The following is a 17,729-nucleotide window of genomic DNA, read 5'->3' as shown; positions in this document are numbered from 1 at the left end:
CGGGACGGACGGGAGGCGCGGTGCCAGCTGGCACCGCGCCTCCCGTCCGGTCTGCGGTCGCGTGCCCCCTCAGACGCGCGTCGCCTCGATCACCAGGTTGTCGACCGAGGGCCGACCGTCCGGCCGCTGCAGGCAGGTGACGACGACGAGGCGGTCCGGAGTGTCCGCCCAGACCGGCGCGTCCGCGGCGATGTCGCCCTTCCGGACGGTCTCGGTCCGCGTCACGCGGTAGGGGACGTCGTCGACCGTGATCGCGGCACCGGCGGCGACCCGGGCCCGACCGTCGGCGACGTCGATCAGCGCGTTGCCCGGACCGACGCCCCCGCCGCGCAGGGAGTGCATCGCGACGAAGACCGTGCCACGAGACGCCGAGGACGGCTCGACGCCGAGGTTGCGGACCCAGTACGCGGACGTGGACCCGGGCGGTTCGATGACCCCGTCGGCGACGTCCAACGCCCCGAGCGGGACGTCGAGCCCGACCGAGGGCACCACGAACCGGCCGTGCCCGGACGGCGTCGCCGAGGCCGCTGCCGGCGGCGGCGGACCGTCGAGCTGCACGGCGTTGCCGGCGAGGTCGACGCTCGTCGTCGTGCCGGTACCGCGCGGTTGCGGCGTGAGGAGCTCGACGCCCGCGACGGCGATCATCGCGACCGCCGCGGCCGCCGCGACGGCGCTGAGGCCCACGCCCCACCGCCGTCGCTGCACGGTGCTCGGCACTCAGCGCCCCGTCCGGAGGCGGGTGCGGAGCCGGAACGCGCCGAGCCCGACGAGGACGAGGGCGCCGAGGCCGCCGAGGGCAAGCCAGGGAGCGTCGTCCCGACCGCCGATCACCGTGCCGCCCGTCGCGACCGACGGTCCGACCGCCGCCGTGGTGGTCGCGCCGCCGGTCGAGGTCGCACCCGTCGCGGTCGACGCCGTGGTGGTGGCGGCCACGGTGAGGGCGAGCGGGTCGCTGACCGCGTCACCCGCCGCGTCCGCGAGGAACAGCGTGTGTGCACCGGGGGCGAGGTCGGCGGGCAGCGTCACCGAGGCGCGGACGGTGCCGTCCTGGGCCGCGGTCACGTGGCCGAGGACCTGCGGCGTCGAGTGCACGACGACCTCGTACACGGCGCCGGGCGTCATGCCACCGGCTTCGACGGTGACGGTGGACCCGGGCGTGAGGGTGCCGTGCGCCGCGAGCGTCAGCGTCGGGCGGGCGACGGTCACCCGGTAGGTCCCGGTGGTGGTGCCGTCCTCGGCCGTGACCGTGACGACGGCGGTGTCGCCCTGCACGTCGACGGTCGAGCGGGCTGCCGCGTTCGTCGTCGTGACGTGCACGTCGCCACTCGTGAGCATCGCGACCGGAGCGGTGACGGTCGCGCCCGCGGGGGAGGACGCGGCGGCGAGCGGGACGGTGACACCGTCGACGGTGATCGCCGACGCGGAGGCGTCGTTCGAGACGAGGAAGCGGCTCCGCAGGGCCGCCGCCTCGGCCGGGGTCACGCCGATCGTCTTCGACAGGTAGGAGTCCATGCCGGCGTACTTGGTCGTGATGTCGCTCTCGAAGGTGCCCTGGAGCAGCGCGGGCGTCGCCCACGTGACGCCGAGCTGAGTGTTCGAGAGCAGGTAGTCGTGCAGGATGTCCGCGCTGTCGACGCCGAGGACGCGGTCGAGCAGGTCGACCACGGTGCCCGTGCGGTCCATGCCGTGCGAGCAGTGGATGAGCACGGTGCCGCTGGTGTGGGTCGCGAGTATCTGCAGGACCTGCGCGTACGCGCTGATCATCGGTCCGCGGTCCGATGCTCCGACGTAGCCCTTGTCGACGAGGTCGTGGTACATCGCGGTGTCGTCGCTGTAGTTGCCGTCGGCACCGAACATCGAGATGTCGACGTCCTTCGCGCCCGGGATGGCGACATCGGGCTTCGCGGCCACCTGCGTGGGGGTGCGCAGGTCGATGACGAGGTCGACGTGGTACTTGCTCGCGAGCGTCTGTGCGCCGGCGGCCGTGACCTTGTCCAGCGACTCCGAGCGGATGAGGCGGGAGGCGTCAACCCGCTGCCCGCCGAGACCCGTGAAGGCACCGAGCTCGCGACCGTTCACCATCCCGGGGACGTCGGTGATGGCGTGGTCCTGCGCGGTCAGTGCCGGCTGGGCACCGGCGTCGGCGTGGGCGGCGGTGGGCGAGAAGGCGACTGCGCCGAGGACGGCGGCAGCGGCGACGGCGGTGGAACTCGCGCGGAGGAACGCGGACGAGCGGACGGGACGGCGGGACACGGGGCTCCTCGGGGACGGGGACGGAAGTCGGCCGCTCCGACGTCCGGGCGGCCCGCGGAGCAGCGTGCCGACGTCGCCGGTCCCGTCCGTGAACGGGTCGGGGCGGCGGGGTTACCGGGAGGTGAGGTGGGTCACAGGTCCGGGGTCGTGTTCCGCTGGCGCCCGCGCACGACCGACGCCGCCACGAGCACCGCGCCGACGATCGCGGGGCACGCGCTGACCGCCGCGTACCCGACGGCGTCCGTCGGGTACCACCACCGCGTGGTCCCGGTCGTCCAGGAGATCCGCTGCCAGACCGCGAAGACGGTGACGAGGAGCACGGCTGCCCCTGCGGTGGCGCCGACCGCCGGCCAGCGGGTGCCGACGGCCACCGCGGCCACGCCCACGGCGGCGAGTCCCACGAGCGCGAGCGGGCTCGTGGCCGAGTCGCCGGCGAGTGGGGCGGTGGCGACCACCGCGACGGCGTACACGGTGACGAGGCCGACGAGGACCCCGGTGCCGAGCCGTGCGGCGATCCGGTTCGGGTGCTGACGGGTGGTGGTCTCGGACGTGGTCGTCATGGTGTCCCCCTCGACCGACACGACGGCGTGTCGGGGCCCCAGCGTCGCACGCCGACCGGGCGCCGTCCAGCCGCTGGCGTCGCGCCGGCTGCGCTCCGGCAGCTCAGGCGCGTGGACGGGGCTGTTGCGCGCTCGCTCGCCCCGCGGCCGCCCCGTACAGGAGCGCCCCCTGCAGCGCGACCCCGGCGCCGAGGACGAACACGATGATCCCGGCCGCGATCGCCGTGACCGAGCTGCCGACCGCGCCCGAGACGATGCCGAGGGCGGCACCGGCGAAACCGGTCAGGAACGCCGCGATCGTGAGCGCCTGGAACGTCCGGGGGCTCGGCGCGGTCGTCGGGCCGACGGCGAACCGTCGAGCCGCGACCGCGATCGCCGCGCCGATCGCCGCGAGGGCCAGGTGTGCGACCGCCGGGCCGGACAGCGGTGGTTCGGTCGTCGCCACCCAGATCCAGGCCGCCGCCAGGACGAGCGACGCGACAGCGGCCACCCAGCACACGGCGGCATTGACAGCCGGTCGACGTGTCCGGAAGTCGGTCACGCCGTTCCGCTCGTTGCCCTGGTGCGTCATGTGGTCCCCCCGTCACCCGGTCCGCGCTGCTGGTCAGCGCCGTGCCCAGCACGTTGTCGTGCCCGGACCCACCATCCCACGCTGCACGGCAGAGTGACCGATCGGTCGCCAGCGAGGCAGGACCGCGAGATCGTGGAGCTTCGGCGACGCTCGTCCGTCGGACGACTGCGCTACCCTCGGGCCCCGGCGACCGGGATGTCCCAGTACGTCGGCTGCTCGTACTGTTCCGACCAGCCGCGACGCATCCGTGTCGCAGCCCGGTCGAACGCCTCGACGAGGTCGGTGTCGGTGGTGAGCAGTGCCTGCAGCCGGAGCCCGTCGTACAGGGCCAGGAGCTGTTCGGCACCGCGGACCGGGTCCATCGTCTCCGGCTCGCGACCCGCGCGCACGTCCTCCGCGAGTCCGTTCCGGACGGACTCCCGGAAGCGGCGGTAGATCGATCGGTAGTAGTCGGCTCCGTCGACCGTCGGGTCTGCCGCGGAGACGAGACTCGCAGCGAGGAGCTCCACGAGCCCCGGTTCCTCGGCCTGCGCCGCGAGGAGCGCGTGCAGGTACGCGACCGTTCCCTTCTCGGCCATCAGTGGCGTCAGCGGCGTCGAGATCGCCAGGGTCCACCGTTCCACCGTGGCCGCGAGCAACGCGCGCTCGGTCGGGAACGCCGCGCGCACCTCCGTCGCGGTCATCCCGGCGTGCGCCGCGGCGACCTCGAGGCTGAACCGCGTCACCCCGCCGTCGTGGAGCGCGAGAATCGCACCGTTGATCGCCCGCGTGCGCGGTGCCTCGTCCGCTTCGGCGCTCCGGCTCGTCAGGGGCGCGAGCGGGTGCTTCCGGAACCACTCGAGCAGACCCCGAGCGCGGCTCAGGCCCGCGGCCGGGTCGAGCGGGCGACCGGGCGCGAAGAGGTCGCTGAACCCCGGGACCTGCTCCATCAACGGGTCGATCGGTTGGAACGCCATCGACCAGTCGGGGAAGGAACGCTGCTCGATCGACTCGTCCATGAGGACCCGGACGTTCGTGTGCCGAGGATCGGTGCGGACCTGCCCGAAGCGCGCACCGACGACGGCGTCGTCGCCCTCGAGGATGCCGAGGCAGTTGTCGCCCTTGTGCGCGAGGATGCCGGTCACCCCGAGCACGGTGTTCTTCTCGCGGCCGACCGCGAGGATCTGGGCGAGCTCGGTGTCCGTGATCGGACGGGTCTGCGTGCTGGTGTACACGATCGAACGCATGGAACGGGGTCTCCCTTTCTCACCGGGGTACGGCGTCCCTCCGAGTGAACCGTTCGGTCCACTGCGCCACAACCCCCAGATCGGCCGGGTCCGCGCCGGCCTGGAGGATCGCGGTGCGTCAGCGACGCCCGTCCGTCGGGCGCACGGTCACCGGGGCGAGCCACCGCGTCAGGCACACGGCCGTGCAGGCCCCGGCGGTCGCGATGGCGGCGAGCACGACGATCTGGAAGCGCCCGGCCTCGAGCGGGGAGAGCCCGCCGAACACCGCCCCGACGAAGGCGCCAGGCAGGGTCACCAGTCCCGTCGTCTTCGTCTGGTCGACCGTCGGGACGAGTGCTGCACTGACGGCACGGCGCACCAGGGTCTCGGTCGCACGGCGCGGGGGAGCGCCGAGCGCGAGCCACCCCTCGACGGTGTCCCACTGGTCGACGAGCAACTCGCGGAAGCGGCGACCACTGATCGTCGCGATGGTCATCGCGTTGCCGATCACGATCCCGCCGACGGCCAGCGCGTACCGCGGGCTCAGCTCGATCGCCCCGGTGCCGAACACCACCGCACCCGTGACGACGATGCCGATGGCCATCGAGACACCGACCGGGAGCGCGGACTCGCGCAGCGTGCCGAGCCGTCGGGCAGCCGTGACCACCGCGACGGAGAACATCACCACGAGCGCGACGGCGATCAACACGGGTGAGCGGATGACCCCGGACAGCACGAGGCTGATCACCGCGAGCTGCGCTGCGCCGCGCAGGATCGCGACGGCGGGTGCCCACGGGGCCTCGGCCCGGGTCGCGAGCAGGACGGCCATGGCGACCGCCACGAGCAGCAGCACGCCGACGAGCGTGTGCAGCAGCGAGTCGGTCACGCCTCGAACAGTACGGGGCGGCCCGGCTCCAGGGCGCTGAGGACGGCCACCCGCACGGCGTCCGGGCCGGTGGCCTCGCGGTCGACGAGCAGCCCCCGCATCCCGGCCCGACGGGCACCGGCGACGTCCCGCTCGGGGTCGTCACCCACGAACAGGCATGCGGACGGGGCGAACCCGAGGGCGCGCGCGATCCCGGTGAAGGCCCGCTCGTCCGGCTTCTGCAGGCCCGTCCGCCCCGACGCGTGGACGACGTCGAAGGCATCGCTGAGCCCGGTCCGCGCGAGCTTGTCGCACTGTTGTTCCGCGTCGCCGTTGGTCAGGAGCCCCAGGCGGTACCCACGGGACCGGAGTTCGTCGAGCAGGTCGCGGCTCCCGGGGAACGCTCGCCACGCGGCTCGGTACCGCCGGAGGTAGTCCGCGAACAGGTCGTCGAGTGCCGCGGTGTCGTCGAGGTCGAGTGGGTGTCCGAGCGCCGGCAGCACCGTGCGCAGACGCTCCCGCCGCTGCTCGGCGAACCCGATCTCGCCCGACCGCCACCGTTCGAAGTGCTCGTCCTCGGCAGCCGCCCACCGCCCCAGGGCCGGCGCAGAGGCGGGCAACCCGAGGTGCGTGAGGAACGCAGTGGCACCGGTCCTCGCCGCTGCGCGGTGGTCGAAGAGCGTCCCGTCGAGGTCGAACACGACCGCCTGCAGGTGCTCCGCCACGTCAGAACATCGTGTCGGCGTTCGCTGCCTCCGGCTCGCCGGCGGCGGACGCCGGTTCGGAGGGCCCACGGACGAACTGCGCGTTGTCGGTGGCTGCCATCGTGTCCTCATCGTGCGGTGCTGGCTCGGTGCGCCAGAACCTACCCGCCCGGACGGGCGGCGGTCGCGACGGGCTGCTCCGGAGCGGTGGGTGCGCCCGCCGGAGCAGCGGGGCGGACTGCTGCGCGCCTCCCGGCCGGGGTGGCGGGGAGTGCCGTCGTACGGCCACCCGCCATCTCTTGCAGGATCCGGTGGACCTGCCGGCTGTAGCCGGACTCGTTGTCGTACCAGACGTACAGGACCACGTGTTCTGAACCGTCCGCGATCGTCGCGAGCCCGTCGACGACGCCCGCGCGGCGGCTGCCGAGGAAGTCGGTCGAGACGACCTCGGGGGACTCGACGTAGTCGATCTGGCGGCGGAGCGCCGAGGTGAGCGACGCGTCGCGGAGCAGCCCGTTCAGGGCGTCGCGCGTGACGGGCCGGGCGAGCGTCAGGTGCAGCACCGCGAGCGACACGTTCGGCGTCGGGACGCGGACGGCGTTGCCGGTGAGCCGACCCCGCAGCTCGGGCAGGGCCTTCTCGGCGGCGCGCGCCGCACCGGTGGCGGTGATCACCATGTTCAATCCCGCCGCCCGCCCGCGCCGGTCGGCGGGGTGGTAGTTGTCGACGAGGTTCTGGTCGTTCGTCGCCGAGTGCACGGTCTCGACGTGGCCGTGCACGACGCCGTACGCGTCGGACACCGCCTTGAGGACGGGGACGATCGCGTTCGTCGTGCACGAGGCCGCGCTGACGACCGGGGCGTCACCGACCTGCTCGTGGTTGATGCCGTGCACGACGTTCGGCACCCCGCCCGTGCCCGGCGCGGTGAGGAGCACCCGGGCGGCTCCGGGGGCGAGCAGGTGCTGCTCGAGACCCTCGGCGTCCCGCCAGCGGCCGGTGCTGTCGACGACGATCGCGTCCTCGATGCCGTGGGCGCGGTAGTCGACCGCGCTCGGGGCGTCCGCCGAGAGGAACTGGATCAGCGTGCCGTTCGCGGTGATCGTGTCGTGCTCGGGGTCCACCGTGACGGTGCCGGCGAACGGGCCGTGGATCGAGTCCCGGCGGAGCAGGCTCGCGCGCTTCACCAGGTCGTCGGGACCACGGCGACGGACGACCACGGCGCGGAGCGCGAGGGGCGCGTGCTCGCCGGCGCGTTCGAGCAGGATCCGGGCGAGCATCCGGCCGATCCGACCGAAGCCGTACAGGACGACGTCGCGCGGGGCGGGGCGGGGACCGTCGGGGCCGTCGCGCGGTGCGGCGCCGCGGGCGAGGAAGAGTTCGTCCTCGAGGAACTCGCGGAGCGGCGTGCCGAGCGGATCGGCACGGTGGCGGGCGGCGAGGTCGGCGAGGTCGACGGACGCCGAGGACAGGGTCATGGCGTCGAGCTCGGTGAGGATCGCCAGGCTCTCGGTCACGGGGAGCTCGGTCTCGTCGACCCGGCGCGTGGAGCGGTGCGCCTTGACGATCCCGATCGGGGACTCGCCGACGAGGGGCCGGCCGTACACCGAGGTGACGACGTCGTCCCGGCGGTACAGGCGTCCGATGAGGGGGACCATCGCCTCGGCGGCGGCGAGCTTGTCGGTCCAGGCGCGCTGCAGTCGTGCGCGGTCCGCCGCGGACGGCGGCGCGCTGGGCTGCGCGCCGGGTGTGGTGCTGGGCGAGGTCGCCATCAGACGACCTGCGGGGTGCGGGCAGGGGCGGCCGCGGCGGCGTGCAGGGCTGCCCGCCGCTCGTCGAGGACGGCGGTGAAGACCGCGGGGGAGCGGCCGGCGAACTCGTCGAGGAACTCCTCGGTGCGGCGGCACTCCTCGAGCCACGAGTCCGGGTCGACGGCGAACAGGGCGTCGAGCTGCGCGTCCGAGATCGCGAGCCCCCGCACGTCGAGGTCCGCGACGTCGGGGAGCAGGCCGACCGGGCTCTCGACCGCGGGGACGGCGCCCTCGACCCGGCGGGCGATCCACTCCAGCACGCGGGCGTTCTCGCGGAAGCCCGGCCACAGGAAGCTGCCGTCCTGGTCCTTGCGGAACCAGTTCACCTGGAAGACCGCGGGGGCCCCGGCGCCGAGCTGCTCGCCGATGTCGAGCCAGTGCGACCAGTGCTCGGCCATGTCGTAGCCGCAGAACGGCAGCATCGCGAACGGGTCGCGGCGGAGCTCGCCGACCGTCCCCTCGGCCGCGGCGGTGCGCTCGGACGACACGGTCGCGCCCATGAACACGCCCTCGGCCCACGTCGGCGCCTGGGCCACGAGCGGCACGTTCGTCGAGCGTCGGCCGCCGAACACGACGGCGTCGATCGGCACGCTTGCGTCGACGTCGGCCGCGAGCGACGGGCAGCGGTCGAGCGCGACGGTGAACCGGGCGTTCGGGTGCGCGGCCGGGGTCCCGCTGGCCGGGGTCCAGTCCGCACCCGTCCAGTCGACGAGGTGCGCGGGCGGCTCCGGCGTCAGACCCTCCCACCAGACGTCGCCGTCGTCGGTCAGGGCGACGTTCGTGAAGATCGTGTCGGCGGCGATCGTCTCGACGGCGACCGGGTTCGTGTCGGCGCCGGTACCGGGTGCGACGCCGAACAGTCCCGCCTCGGGGTTGATCGCGTGGAGCCGGCCGTCGGGAGCCGGGCGCAGCCAGGCGATGTCGTCGCCGATGGTCTCGACGGACCACCCGGGCAGCGCGGGCTGGAGCATCGCGAGGTTCGTCTTGCCGCAGGCCGACGGGAACGCCGCTGCGACGTGGAACGCCCGGCCCTCCGGCGAGGTCAACCGGATGAGGAGCATGTGCTCGGCGAGCCAGCCCTCGTCGCGGCCCATCACCGACGCGATCCGGAGCGCGAAGCACTTCTTCGCGAGCAGCGCGTTGCCGCCGTAGCCCGAGCCGTACGACCAGACCTCCCGCGTCTCGGGGAACTGCACGATGTACTTCGTCCCGGCGCAGGGCCACGCCACGTCCGGCCGCTCGCTGCCGGCCTCGTCGCGCAGGGGCATCCCGACGCTGTGCACGGTCGCGACCCACGGCACGCCGGCCCCGATCGCGCGGAGCACCTCCGGCCCGAGGCGCGTGGTCTTGCCCATGCTGAGCACGACGTACGCCGAGTCGGTGACCTCGACCCCGAGCTGCGAGATGGGACCGCCCACCGGACCCATCGAGAACGGCACGACGTACATCGTCCGGCCGCGCATGCTCCCGGCGAACAGGCCGTCCAGCTCCGCACGCATGGCGTCCGGGTCCCGCCAGAGGTTCGTCGGGCCGGCGTCCTCCGGGGTGCGGGAGCACGTGAAGGTCCGACCCTCGACCCGGGCGACGTCGTCGGGCGCCGAGCGGGCGAGGTAGCTGTTCGGTCGACGCTCCGGGTCGAGGGCAATCAGCTTGCCCTCGTCGACGAGCTGCTGCGTGAGGCGAGCGGTCTCGTCCGGTGACCCGTCGCACCAGACGACGGCATCGGGGCAGGTGAGGGACGCGACCCGGGCGACCCACGCCTCCAGGGCGACACGGGGTGAACCGGGGACGGTGGCGGGGGCGGGCGTCGTGTGGTTGGGGTTCGTGATCATCGTCGATCTCCTCGTGTCGGGGGGACTACCGGCGGGTGGCGGCCTGGCGCTCGGGCTGGACGATGGTGCGGACGGCCTCGGTCGAGATGCGCTCCTGCTGGTCCGACGGGGCCGCGGCCGGTGCGCCGTGCTCGTCGGCGGACATGGTCCGCTCGTCGAACGGCGCGGCACCGGACAGCACCCGCTCGACCTGCTCCTTGTCGATCTGGCGCGTCCAGGTTCCGACCAGGACGGTCGCGACGGCGTTGCCGGTGAAGTTCGTCAGGGCGCGGGCCTCGGACATGAACCGGTCGATGCCGACGATCAGCCCGACGCCGTTCACCAGGTCGGGACGGTGCGCCTGGAGACCGCCGGCGAGGGTCGCGAGGCCGGCGCCGGTGACGCCCGCCGCGCCCTTCGAGGCGATGATCATGAAGACCAGGAGCGAGATCTGCTCCGGGATGTTCAGCGGGGTGCCGAGGGCGTTCGCGATGAACAGCGACGACATCGTCAGGTAGATGGCCGTGCCGTCGAGGTTGAACGAGTAGCCGGTCGGCACGGTGACGCCGACGACGGGCTTCGAGACGCCGAGGTGCTCCATCTTCGCGATGAGGCGGGGCAGGCTGACCTCGCTCGAGGACGTCGACACGATGAGCAGGTACTCGCGGCCGAGGTACTTCATGAGCCGGAAGATGTTGACGCCGGTGACGAGCCGGAGCAGGAGCCCGAGCACCCCGACGACGAAGACGATGCAGGTGATGTAGAAGGCGACCATGAGCGTGCCGAGCGCGACGAGCGCCGCGACACCGGTGGCACCGACGACCGCGGCGATCGCTCCGAAGGCGCCGACCGGCGCGACCCACATCACCATCGCGAGGATGCGGAACACCAGGGCCTGCAGATGCCGGATCCCGGTCAGGATCGGCGCGCCCTTCTCGCCCATCGCCTGGAGCGCGAAGCCGACGAGCAGGGCGACGAAGAGCGTCTGCAGGATGCTGCCGCTCGTGAGCGACGACACCAGGGTCGCGGGGATGATCCCGAGCAGGAACCCGGACGTCGACGACGCGTCCTCTGTCGAGCCCGACGGCGGGTCGTACTTCGCGGTGGACATGTCGAGGTGGTCGCCGGGGTGGATCAGGTTGCCGACCACCAGGCCGATCGCGAGGGCGAACGTGGACATCGCGATGAAGTACCCGAGCGCGAGCCCACCGACCTTGCCGACCGTCGCCGCCTTGGCGATCGAGCCGACGCCGAGGACGATCGTGCAGAAGATGACGGGGGCGATCATCATCTTGATGAGGGCGATGAAGCCGTCCCCGATGGGCTTGAGGCCGACCGCGAACGTCGGGGCGGTGAGCCCGACCACGATGCCGGCGAGCACGGCCACGATGACCGCGATGTAGAGCCAGTGCGAACGGTCCAGCCCGCGCCGCCGGACGGGGCGTGCGGTGGACGAGTGCGTCGATGCCATGAGACTTCCTTGTCGTCAGGACCGGGGCGTCGTCACCTCGGTCGGCTCGTTCCCCGGGGGGACGGGCCCACCCTGCCGCGGACCGTGGGCCGGGCGTGACTTGCGTTCATTGCGTTCACGGATGCCCCCACACCGCCGTGCGGTGTCGCAGAATGGTGGTCCCGCGACGAGGCGAGGAGGGTCGGACCGTGGCACCGAGACGGTGGAGCATCGCCAGACGGCTCTTCGCGCTGCAGCTGCTGTTCGTCGTGGTCGGCGTCGCGGTGGGCGGCGCGTGGAGCTGGGCATCGGCGCGGGCGGACCTGCAGGCCGACGCCGCCGAGAAGAGCACCGCGCTCGCCGTCTCGATCGCCCGGAACCCGTTCGTGGTCGAGCAGGCGGCGACCGCCGATCCCTCGGCGCGGCTCGAGCCGTACGCACTCGACCTGATGCGGCGCACGCACACGGACTTCATCACGATCATGGCGCCGGACCGCACCCGGTGGACGCACCCGGACCGTGCCGAGATCGGTCGGCCGTTCCGCGGGACGATCGCCCCGGCGCTGGACGGGCAGACCTTCACGGAGACGTTCGCCGGGACGCTCGGCCCCTCCGTCCGGGCCGTCACGCCGATCACCGACCAGGACGGGAAGGTCGTCGGGCTCGTCGCCGCGGGCGTCACCGTCGCGAACATCTCCACCGCGCTCGTCCCGCGGCTCGGGTCCGTCGTGGCGCTGGCCCTGGCCGTCGTGGCCGTGTCCGCGCTGTTCTCGTGGCTGCTCAGCCGGTACCTCGGCCGGGTCACCGCCGGCCGCGGGCCCGAGGAGCTCGCGCGGGTCTTCGCCTCGTACGAGGGCGTGCTCCACTCGGTGCACGAGGGACTCGTCGTGATCGACCGGAGCGGGGCCGTCGTCCTGCACAACGACCGCGCCGCCGAGCTCCTGCACCTGCCCCCGCCCGCCGAGCGCCAGGTGCCGATCCCGCTCGCCGCGCTCGACGTCCCGGACGGACTCCGCACACTGCTGGCGTCGGGGGACCGCGCCGTCGACGAGACCCACGTGACGGCGGACCGGGTGCTCGTCGTGAACCAGGAGCTGGCGTTCCCGCGGGGCTCCGCGAAGCCGATCGGCACGGTCGCGACGATCCGCGACCAGACCGAGCTGCTGCACCTGTCCGGCGAGCTCGCGGCGACGCGGACGCTGACCGGGGCGCTCCGCTCGCAGACGCACGAGTTCGCGAACCGGCTGCACACCGTCGTGGCGCTGCTCGAGCTCGGGCGGGTCGACGAGGCGATCCGGTTCGCGTCCGACGAGATCGATCGGCACCGGATCGACCGGCAAGGGGTGGAAGCCCCAGATCCGCGAGGGCACCCCGACGACGGCCCCCTGGTCGTGACCCCGGAGGTGCTCGCCGCCGTCCTGCACGCCAAGCGCGCGCAGGCCCACGAGCGCGGGGTCGTGCTCGTGGCCGACACCGACGGCCTGCACGCTCCGGTGGCAGCGCCGGCGAGCGACGTCATCACGGTGCTCGGGAACCTCGTCGACAACGCCGTCGACGCGGTGGCCGAGCACACCGGCGGGCCCAGCGGTCCGCGGGTCGCCGTCACCGTCACGACGCAGGACGACGGACGCACCCGCATCGTCGTCGCGGACAACGGCCCCGGGATCGCCGACGTCACCGCCGCCGCCGAGCGGGGCTGGTCGACGAAGCCGTCCGGGCCGGAGGGGCGTGGCATCGGACTCGACCTCGTCCGCTCGGCCCTCGCCGACATCGGCGGGACGATGACCGTCGACACCGGCCCGACCGGCAGCACCTTCGTGGTCGACCTCGAGCCGCGGCAGGTGCCCGCGTGACGGACGTGATCCGCGTCCTGATCGTCGAGGACGAGCCGCTCACCGCCGAGGCCCACGCCGCGTACGTCGGCCGCGTCGACGGCTTCACCGTCGTCGCTTCCGCCGCCACCGGTCGGGAGATGCTCGCCGCGGTCGCCGCCGCGAAGCCGGACCTGGTGCTGCTCGACTTCAACCTGCCCGACGCGCACGGCCTCCAGCTCGTCCGCGCGCTGCGCACCGCCGGCTCCGCCGTCGACGTCATCGCCGTCACCGCCGCGAACGACGTCCGGGGCGTGCGGAACGCGATCGCGCTCGGGATCGTCCAGTACCTCGTCAAGCCGTTCAGCTTCCGCACCTTCGCGGACCGGCTCACGACGTACCGGGAGTACCGCCGGGGCTTCGAGGACCGGCGGTCGCTCACGCAGGCGGACATCGACGCGCGGCTCGGGAAACTGCGACCGGCGGCGCCGGCCGAGTCGGAGAAGGGCATCGCCCCGGAGACGCTCGAGACGGTCCGGTCCGTGCTGATCGGCACCGACGGGGGCACGTCCGCCACCGAGGTCGCGCAGGCCACGGGGACCTCGCGCGTCACCGCGCGGCGATACCTCGAGCACCTGATCGCCGCCGGCCAGGTCGACAAGGACGTGCGGCACCGCGGGCCGGGTCGGCCCGAGTACGAGTACCGCTGGTTGCGCTGACCCGACATCGGCGCTGACGCGCCACGGGACGGACGGGAGGATCGTGGCGGCGCCGCCACGATCCTCCCGTCCGTCGTGCGGTCCCGTCTACAGACCGACGCTGCCCTGCGAGATGCCGCCGTCGATCGTGACGGTGGTGCTCGTCATGTAGGCGGCCTTGCCGGAGGCGAGGAAGACGACCACCTCGGCGATCTCGTGCGGCTTCGCGGGTCGACCGAGCGGGATGGCGTCGTCGAGCTGCTTGAGCTCGTCGGGGTCCGAGGTCGTCGCCGTGTTGATCGGGGTGTCGACGGCGCCGGGGGCGATGTTCACGATCCGGACGCCGTGCGGGCCGAGCTCGACGCCGCCGCTCCGGGCGAGCATGCGCATGCCGCCCTTGGCGACGCAGTACGCCAGGTTGCCGGGCATCGGCCAGTCCTCGTGGACGCTCGAGATGTTCAGGACGAGGCCGCCGTTGCCCTGCGCGATGAACTGCTTCGCGGCCGCCTGGGTGCCGAAGAACGCGCTCTTCATGTTCACGGACATGACCTTGTCGTAGCCGTCCTCGGTCTCCTCGAGCAGCGACTTCCGGTCCTCGATCCCGGCGTTGTTCACGAGGACGTCGAGCGAGCCGAAGGCGTCGACGGCCTTCTGGACCATCCGGTGCAGGTCGTCGGCGTGGGTGATGTCCGCGTCGACGCCGACCGCGTGGCCGCCCGCGTGCTCGATGCGGTCGATCAGGGACTCGGTCTCCTCGGGGTGGGCGACGTAGTCGATGACGATGTTCGCGCCCTCGGCTGCGGCGGCGAGGCAGATCTGCTCGCCGATGCCGCTGTTGCCGCCGGTGACGACGATGGTCTTGCCCTCGAGCAGCATGGTTCCTCCTGGTGGGGCGGGGTCGTGGTGCCCCCCCACGGTGCTCCGGACCGGCTGGCGGGGTCCGGCGGATGTGCTGAGGTCTCGCGCAGGGTGAGCGGCGTCTCGTCGCCGGGGCCGGGCGCCGGGGCCGGGCGCCGGGGCCGGGCCGGGCCTGGCCTGGCCGTCGATGGAGCAGAAGACGTCGGGTCGCCCGAGCACACCCGACGTCGTCTGCGCACTCGACGGGCGGAGGAACCACGAACGAGCGGTTGAACGCGCTCGTGTCGTACCGGACGAGCCAGGGGCTGGTCCCGTCGAGGAACGCCGGCAGCTCCGACAGGGGCAGCCACGAGCCGTCCACCGGCTCCGGGGCGAACACCCCGTCCTCCCCGCCGCGCAGGAGTGCCTCGACGGCGCCGCCGCTCGGCTGGAAGCGCTTCGACACGTGGACGTCCCGGCCGCCGAGCGCCCGGACACGGTCCAGCGCGTCCCGCTTGCCGTCCGCGACGAGCACGACGGAGACGATGAACGGGTCGAACACGGTCACCTCCACCACGGTGCGGCCGTCGGGCAGCCGCGTGGCGAACTGCGCGAAGGGCTTGCCGGAGCGGGACACGGACCGATCGTACGGCCGCGCGGGCGCCGAGCGGCCGTCGATGGAGCAGCAGACGTCGGGTCGCCCGAGCGCACCCGACTTCGTCTGCTCACTCGACGGCCCTGGGCAGCGAAGCCCCGGGACGCGGACCCCGGCTACTCGAACATCTCGGCGAGGGCCGCGTGCGGGTCCCCGTCGAACCGGTGGGCCGACGGCGGCGAGGGCCAGTGGGTCGTGCCGTCGTCCGGCCAGCAGGGGACCACGTGGACGTGGAGGTGCGCGACGCTCTGGCCGGCATCCGCTCCGGAGGCCTGCAGCAGCACCGTGCCCGTGGCCCCGAGGGCGCCGCGCATCGCCCGGGCGACCCGCTGCGCGAGCGCCGTCGTCGCGGCGAGGGCGACCGGCCCGGCGCTGAGCAGGTCCCGGGTGTGCTCGACCGGGACGACGAGGGTGTGCCCGGGTGCGAGCGACGAGTCGGGCAGGGGAGCGAAGGCGACGGCGTGCTCCTCGCGTTCGACCCAGACGGCGGGTGCGGAGCCCTCGATGATGCGGCAGAACGGGCACGGGTCCATCGGCCCAGTCTGCACGTTGCCTACGCTCCGCCGGTGGCCAGGGTGTCTACCCGCCCTGCTCCTCGCGCCCGACACCGGCGAACACCTCGGGGTGGTCGTCGAGCCACGACCACCGGGCGACCGGCCACGTCACGACCACGGCCCGCCCGACGACGTCGGACTCCCGGATGAACCCCTTCGAGGGCAGGTCCTGGTGGAAGCGCGAGTCGGCCGAGCCGTACCGGTTGTCGCCCATCACCCACAGCCGTCCGGCGGGAACCGTGACGTCGAACGGGACACCCGACGCGGGGTCGCCCTCGGGTGCGAGGACGTACGGCTCGACGAGCGGGACGCCGTTCACCGACATCCGCCCCTGCGCGTCGCAGCACTCGACGTGGTCGCCCGGCAGTCCGATGAGCCGCTTGATCAGGTGGCCGTCGGTGTCCGGCCCGAAGCCGACCGTGCTGAGCGTCCGGCCGAGGAGCGTCGGCGTCCGCGCGGCGACCTGTTCGGGGGAACCCGGGACGTCGAGCCACCCGTCGGCGTCCCGGAAGACGACGACGTCGCCCCGGTGCAGGCCGGCGAGTTCGTTCACGACGACGTGATCGCCCACCTGCAGGGTGTTCGTCATCGAACCGGACGGGATCGAGAAGCTGCGGATGACGAAGGTCTTGACGAGGAACGACGCGAGCAGGGCTGCGAGCAGGATCACCACCATGTCCCGGAGGAACCGCAGCACCCCGTTCCGCGGTCCCGCGCGTCGCGCCATCCGTGCCCCCATGCGAGCAGCGTAGGGCAGCGCGCGGATGACGAGCGCCACCGTGCGCTGGCCCGTCTCACTAGGCTGATTCCGTGGATCTCGCAGCGTTGGTCGATCGGGTGCACCAGGCGCCGGACGACGCCGGACGCCCGATCGTCGTCGGCATCTCCGGGTTCTGCGGCGCCGGCAAGTCCACCTTGGCTCGCTCAGTGGTCTCGGCGCTGCCCGGCGCGGTCCGGATCCGCGGGGACGACTTCCTCGATCCGGCGCGGTCCCACCGACGCTCGAGCGATTGGGAAGGTGTGGAGCGCCGGCGACTCGTCAAGACGGTCCTCGAGCCGCACCGATCCGCGCGCCCCGGGTCCTTCCGGCGCTACGACTGGTCGACGCGGGCGCTCGGTCCCGAGGAGGCGCTGCCTCGGGCGGAGGTGATCGTGGTCGACCTGATCGGTCTCTTCCACCCAGAGGCGCTGTCGTCCATCGACCTTGCTGTCTGGTGCGACGTCGACCTGGAGCTCGCCGTCGCGCGTGGTACTGCCCGCGACGCGGCCCTCGGCCGCAGTCATGACACGCTCTGGCGCGAGGTCTGGGTGCCGAACGAACGCGACTTCGTCGCGCGCTTCGCGCCGCGCGACCAGGCCGACGTCCACTGGGTCGGCTGACGCGACCAGGCCGCCTGCGTGACGTGCGCGTCGGGCCCGCACCGTGCCTCCATCCCGGACCGGAGGCACGGATCACCGCCGGCCGACGGGTGCGGTGGGTGCAGATGGCCGGTACGGTCGGTGCAAGGGGGTCGCGATGCGCTTCATCAACTGGCTGGTCGGGGTGCTGGGTGCAGTCGGGCGAGGACTCGACGCGAACCACGGCGGGCCCGGCGTGCCGCCGGATGCGGCGAGGTGGCTCGCGGACAACGAGAGCGACCACCAGCGGCGGCGCGACTACCGACCCTGACGCGCGCCTCGGAGGGCTCGTAGGTCGCGGCCCGACAGGGCGTCGCTCCACGTCGCGGTGTCGCCACCGCCGCCCGCGCAGTGCAGGCCGTCGTGACCCACCTCCCGCTGACACCGCCAGCGGTCGAAGGTGCTCTGGCACGGTCCCGTGGTCCGGTCGGTTCGGTCGGTCCGGGGGTCGCGTGAGGTCCTGATCGCACTCATGACACTGCTGGGACGAGTCGAGCGCCCGGATCGTCACGCTTCTTCGACGTTTCTTGGGGCATCTGCCGTCGGATG

At 73.2% G+C, this 17,729-nt stretch carries 17 protein-coding genes; 4 read left to right on the top strand and 13 right to left on the bottom strand.

Annotation, left to right across the window (positions count from 1 at the left end):
* Window positions 1–69: 69 nt before the first annotated feature.
* From DEU32_RS15910 to DEU32_RS15865, 10 genes are all read right to left on the bottom strand, one after another.
* Window positions 70–717 (bottom strand): class F sortase, encoded by a 648-nt coding sequence (locus DEU32_RS15910; protein ID WP_114851399.1) that lies wholly within the window; start codon window positions 715–717, stop codon window positions 70–72.
* Window positions 718–2,253: a tyrosine-protein phosphatase gene (locus tag DEU32_RS15905; RefSeq protein ID WP_114851398.1), complete on the bottom strand. Its 1,536-nt coding sequence runs from the start codon at window positions 2,251–2,253 to the stop codon at window positions 718–720.
* A gap of 131 nt (window positions 2,254–2,384) precedes the next feature.
* Window positions 2,385–2,813 carry a hypothetical protein gene (locus DEU32_RS15900; protein ID WP_147281496.1) on the bottom strand — a complete coding sequence of 143 codons (429 nt, stop codon included), beginning with the start codon at window positions 2,811–2,813 and terminating at the stop codon, window positions 2,385–2,387.
* Between the two features lie 103 nt (window positions 2,814–2,916).
* Window positions 2,917–3,384, bottom strand: a complete 468-nt coding sequence (locus tag DEU32_RS15895; protein WP_114851396.1) for a hypothetical protein — start codon at window positions 3,382–3,384, stop codon at window positions 2,917–2,919.
* Between the two features lie 170 nt (window positions 3,385–3,554).
* Window positions 3,555–4,610 (bottom strand): BLUF domain-containing protein, encoded by a 1,056-nt coding sequence (locus tag DEU32_RS15890; protein WP_058743091.1) that lies wholly within the window; start codon window positions 4,608–4,610, stop codon window positions 3,555–3,557.
* Window positions 4,611–4,728: 118 nt separating this feature from the next.
* The gene (locus DEU32_RS15885) at window positions 4,729–5,475 is read right to left on the bottom strand and encodes an ABC transporter permease (RefSeq protein WP_114851395.1); all 747 of its coding nucleotides are present in this window, start codon (window positions 5,473–5,475) and stop codon (window positions 4,729–4,731) included.
* The gene (locus tag DEU32_RS15880; RefSeq protein ID WP_181819319.1) at window positions 5,472–6,179 is read right to left on the bottom strand and encodes an HAD family hydrolase; all 708 of its coding nucleotides are present in this window, start codon (window positions 6,177–6,179) and stop codon (window positions 5,472–5,474) included. The genes DEU32_RS15885 and DEU32_RS15880 overlap by 4 nt, the downstream gene beginning before the upstream one ends.
* A 140-nt stretch (window positions 6,180–6,319) precedes the next feature.
* A complete protein-coding gene (locus DEU32_RS15875; RefSeq protein WP_114851393.1) occupies window positions 6,320–7,927 on the bottom strand; it encodes a glyceraldehyde-3-phosphate dehydrogenase in 1,608 nt (535 codons plus the stop codon).
* Window positions 7,927–9,798: a phosphoenolpyruvate carboxykinase (GTP) gene (locus tag DEU32_RS15870; RefSeq protein ID WP_114851392.1), complete on the bottom strand. Its 1,872-nt coding sequence runs from the start codon at window positions 9,796–9,798 to the stop codon at window positions 7,927–7,929. The genes DEU32_RS15875 and DEU32_RS15870 overlap by 1 nt, the downstream gene beginning before the upstream one ends.
* A gap of 25 nt (window positions 9,799–9,823) precedes the next feature.
* Window positions 9,824–11,248 (bottom strand): cation:dicarboxylate symporter family transporter, encoded by a 1,425-nt coding sequence (locus tag DEU32_RS15865; RefSeq protein WP_114851391.1) that lies wholly within the window; start codon window positions 11,246–11,248, stop codon window positions 9,824–9,826.
* A gap of 188 nt (window positions 11,249–11,436) precedes the next feature.
* Between DEU32_RS15865 and DEU32_RS15860 the strand changes: the two genes are divergently transcribed.
* Both DEU32_RS15860 and DEU32_RS15855 read left to right on the top strand, forming a co-directional pair.
* The gene (locus DEU32_RS15860) at window positions 11,437–13,080 is read left to right on the top strand and encodes an ATP-binding protein (protein WP_258554901.1); all 1,644 of its coding nucleotides are present in this window, start codon (window positions 11,437–11,439) and stop codon (window positions 13,078–13,080) included.
* Entirely contained in the window at window positions 13,077–13,757 is a 681-nt protein-coding gene (locus tag DEU32_RS15855) for a response regulator (protein ID WP_258554900.1), read from the top strand. The genes DEU32_RS15860 and DEU32_RS15855 overlap by 4 nt, the downstream gene beginning before the upstream one ends.
* An 87-nt stretch (window positions 13,758–13,844) precedes the next feature.
* On the opposite strand, the gene DEU32_RS15850 is transcribed toward DEU32_RS15855, so the two are convergent.
* The 3 genes from DEU32_RS15850 to lepB form a co-directional block, all read right to left on the bottom strand.
* Complete coding sequence (locus DEU32_RS15850; protein ID WP_114851389.1) at window positions 13,845–14,612, bottom strand: SDR family NAD(P)-dependent oxidoreductase; 768 nt, start codon at window positions 14,610–14,612, stop codon at window positions 13,845–13,847.
* A 732-nt stretch (window positions 14,613–15,344) separates the two neighbouring features.
* On the bottom strand, window positions 15,345–15,761 hold the full coding sequence (locus DEU32_RS15845; RefSeq protein ID WP_114851388.1) for an HIT family protein: 417 nt from the start codon (window positions 15,759–15,761) through the stop codon (window positions 15,345–15,347).
* 46 nt (window positions 15,762–15,807) lie between these two features.
* Window positions 15,808–16,521 carry a signal peptidase I gene (lepB, locus tag DEU32_RS15840; protein WP_258554899.1) on the bottom strand — a complete coding sequence of 238 codons (714 nt, stop codon included), beginning with the start codon at window positions 16,519–16,521 and terminating at the stop codon, window positions 15,808–15,810.
* Window positions 16,522–16,592: 71 nt separating this feature from the next.
* Between lepB and DEU32_RS15835 the strand changes: the two genes are divergently transcribed.
* Together DEU32_RS15835 and DEU32_RS17310 are read left to right on the top strand one after the other, a co-directional pair.
* The gene (locus tag DEU32_RS15835; protein ID WP_258554898.1) at window positions 16,593–17,162 is read left to right on the top strand and encodes a uridine kinase; all 570 of its coding nucleotides are present in this window, start codon (window positions 16,593–16,595) and stop codon (window positions 17,160–17,162) included.
* 136 nt (window positions 17,163–17,298) lie between these two features.
* On the top strand, window positions 17,299–17,451 hold the full coding sequence (locus tag DEU32_RS17310) for a hypothetical protein (protein ID WP_181819318.1): 153 nt from the start codon (window positions 17,299–17,301) through the stop codon (window positions 17,449–17,451).
* The last annotated feature ends 278 nt before the right edge of the window (window positions 17,452–17,729 follow it).

This window comes from Curtobacterium sp. AG1037 (genome assembly GCF_003349855.1).
Classification (GTDB): Bacteria; Actinomycetota; Actinomycetes; order Actinomycetales; family Microbacteriaceae; genus Curtobacterium; species Curtobacterium citreum.
Note: the sequence above shows the minus strand (reverse complement) of the source record. Positions and strands in the feature narration are given on the sequence as shown.

Bases quoted from the DNA above. Each gene is read 5' to 3' on its own strand.
- DEU32_RS15900 (WP_147281496.1), bottom strand. From the start codon at position 2,813: ATGACGACCACGTCCGAGACCACCACCCGTCAGCACCCGAACCGGATC.
- DEU32_RS15895 (WP_114851396.1), bottom strand. From the start codon at position 3,384: ATGACGCACCAGGGCAACGAGCGGAACGGCGTGACCGACTTCCGGACA.
- DEU32_RS15890 (WP_058743091.1), bottom strand. From the start codon at position 4,610: ATGCGTTCGATCGTGTACACCAGCACGCAGACCCGTCCGATCACGGAC.
- DEU32_RS15875 (WP_114851393.1), bottom strand. From the start codon at position 7,927: ATGGCGACCTCGCCCAGCACCACACCCGGCGCGCAGCCCAGCGCGCCG.
- DEU32_RS15870 (WP_114851392.1), bottom strand. From the start codon at position 9,798: ATGATCACGAACCCCAACCACACGACGCCCGCCCCCGCCACCGTCCCC.
- DEU32_RS15865 (WP_114851391.1), bottom strand. From the start codon at position 11,248: ATGGCATCGACGCACTCGTCCACCGCACGCCCCGTCCGGCGGCGCGGG.
- DEU32_RS15850 (WP_114851389.1), bottom strand. From the start codon at position 14,612: ATGCTGCTCGAGGGCAAGACCATCGTCGTCACCGGCGGCAACAGCGGC.
- DEU32_RS15845 (WP_114851388.1), bottom strand. From the start codon at position 15,761: ATGGACCCGTGCCCGTTCTGCCGCATCATCGAGGGCTCCGCACCCGCC.
- lepB (WP_258554899.1), bottom strand. From the start codon at position 16,521: ATGGGGGCACGGATGGCGCGACGCGCGGGACCGCGGAACGGGGTGCTG.
- DEU32_RS17310 (WP_181819318.1), top strand. From the start codon at position 17,299: ATGCGCTTCATCAACTGGCTGGTCGGGGTGCTGGGTGCAGTCGGGCGA.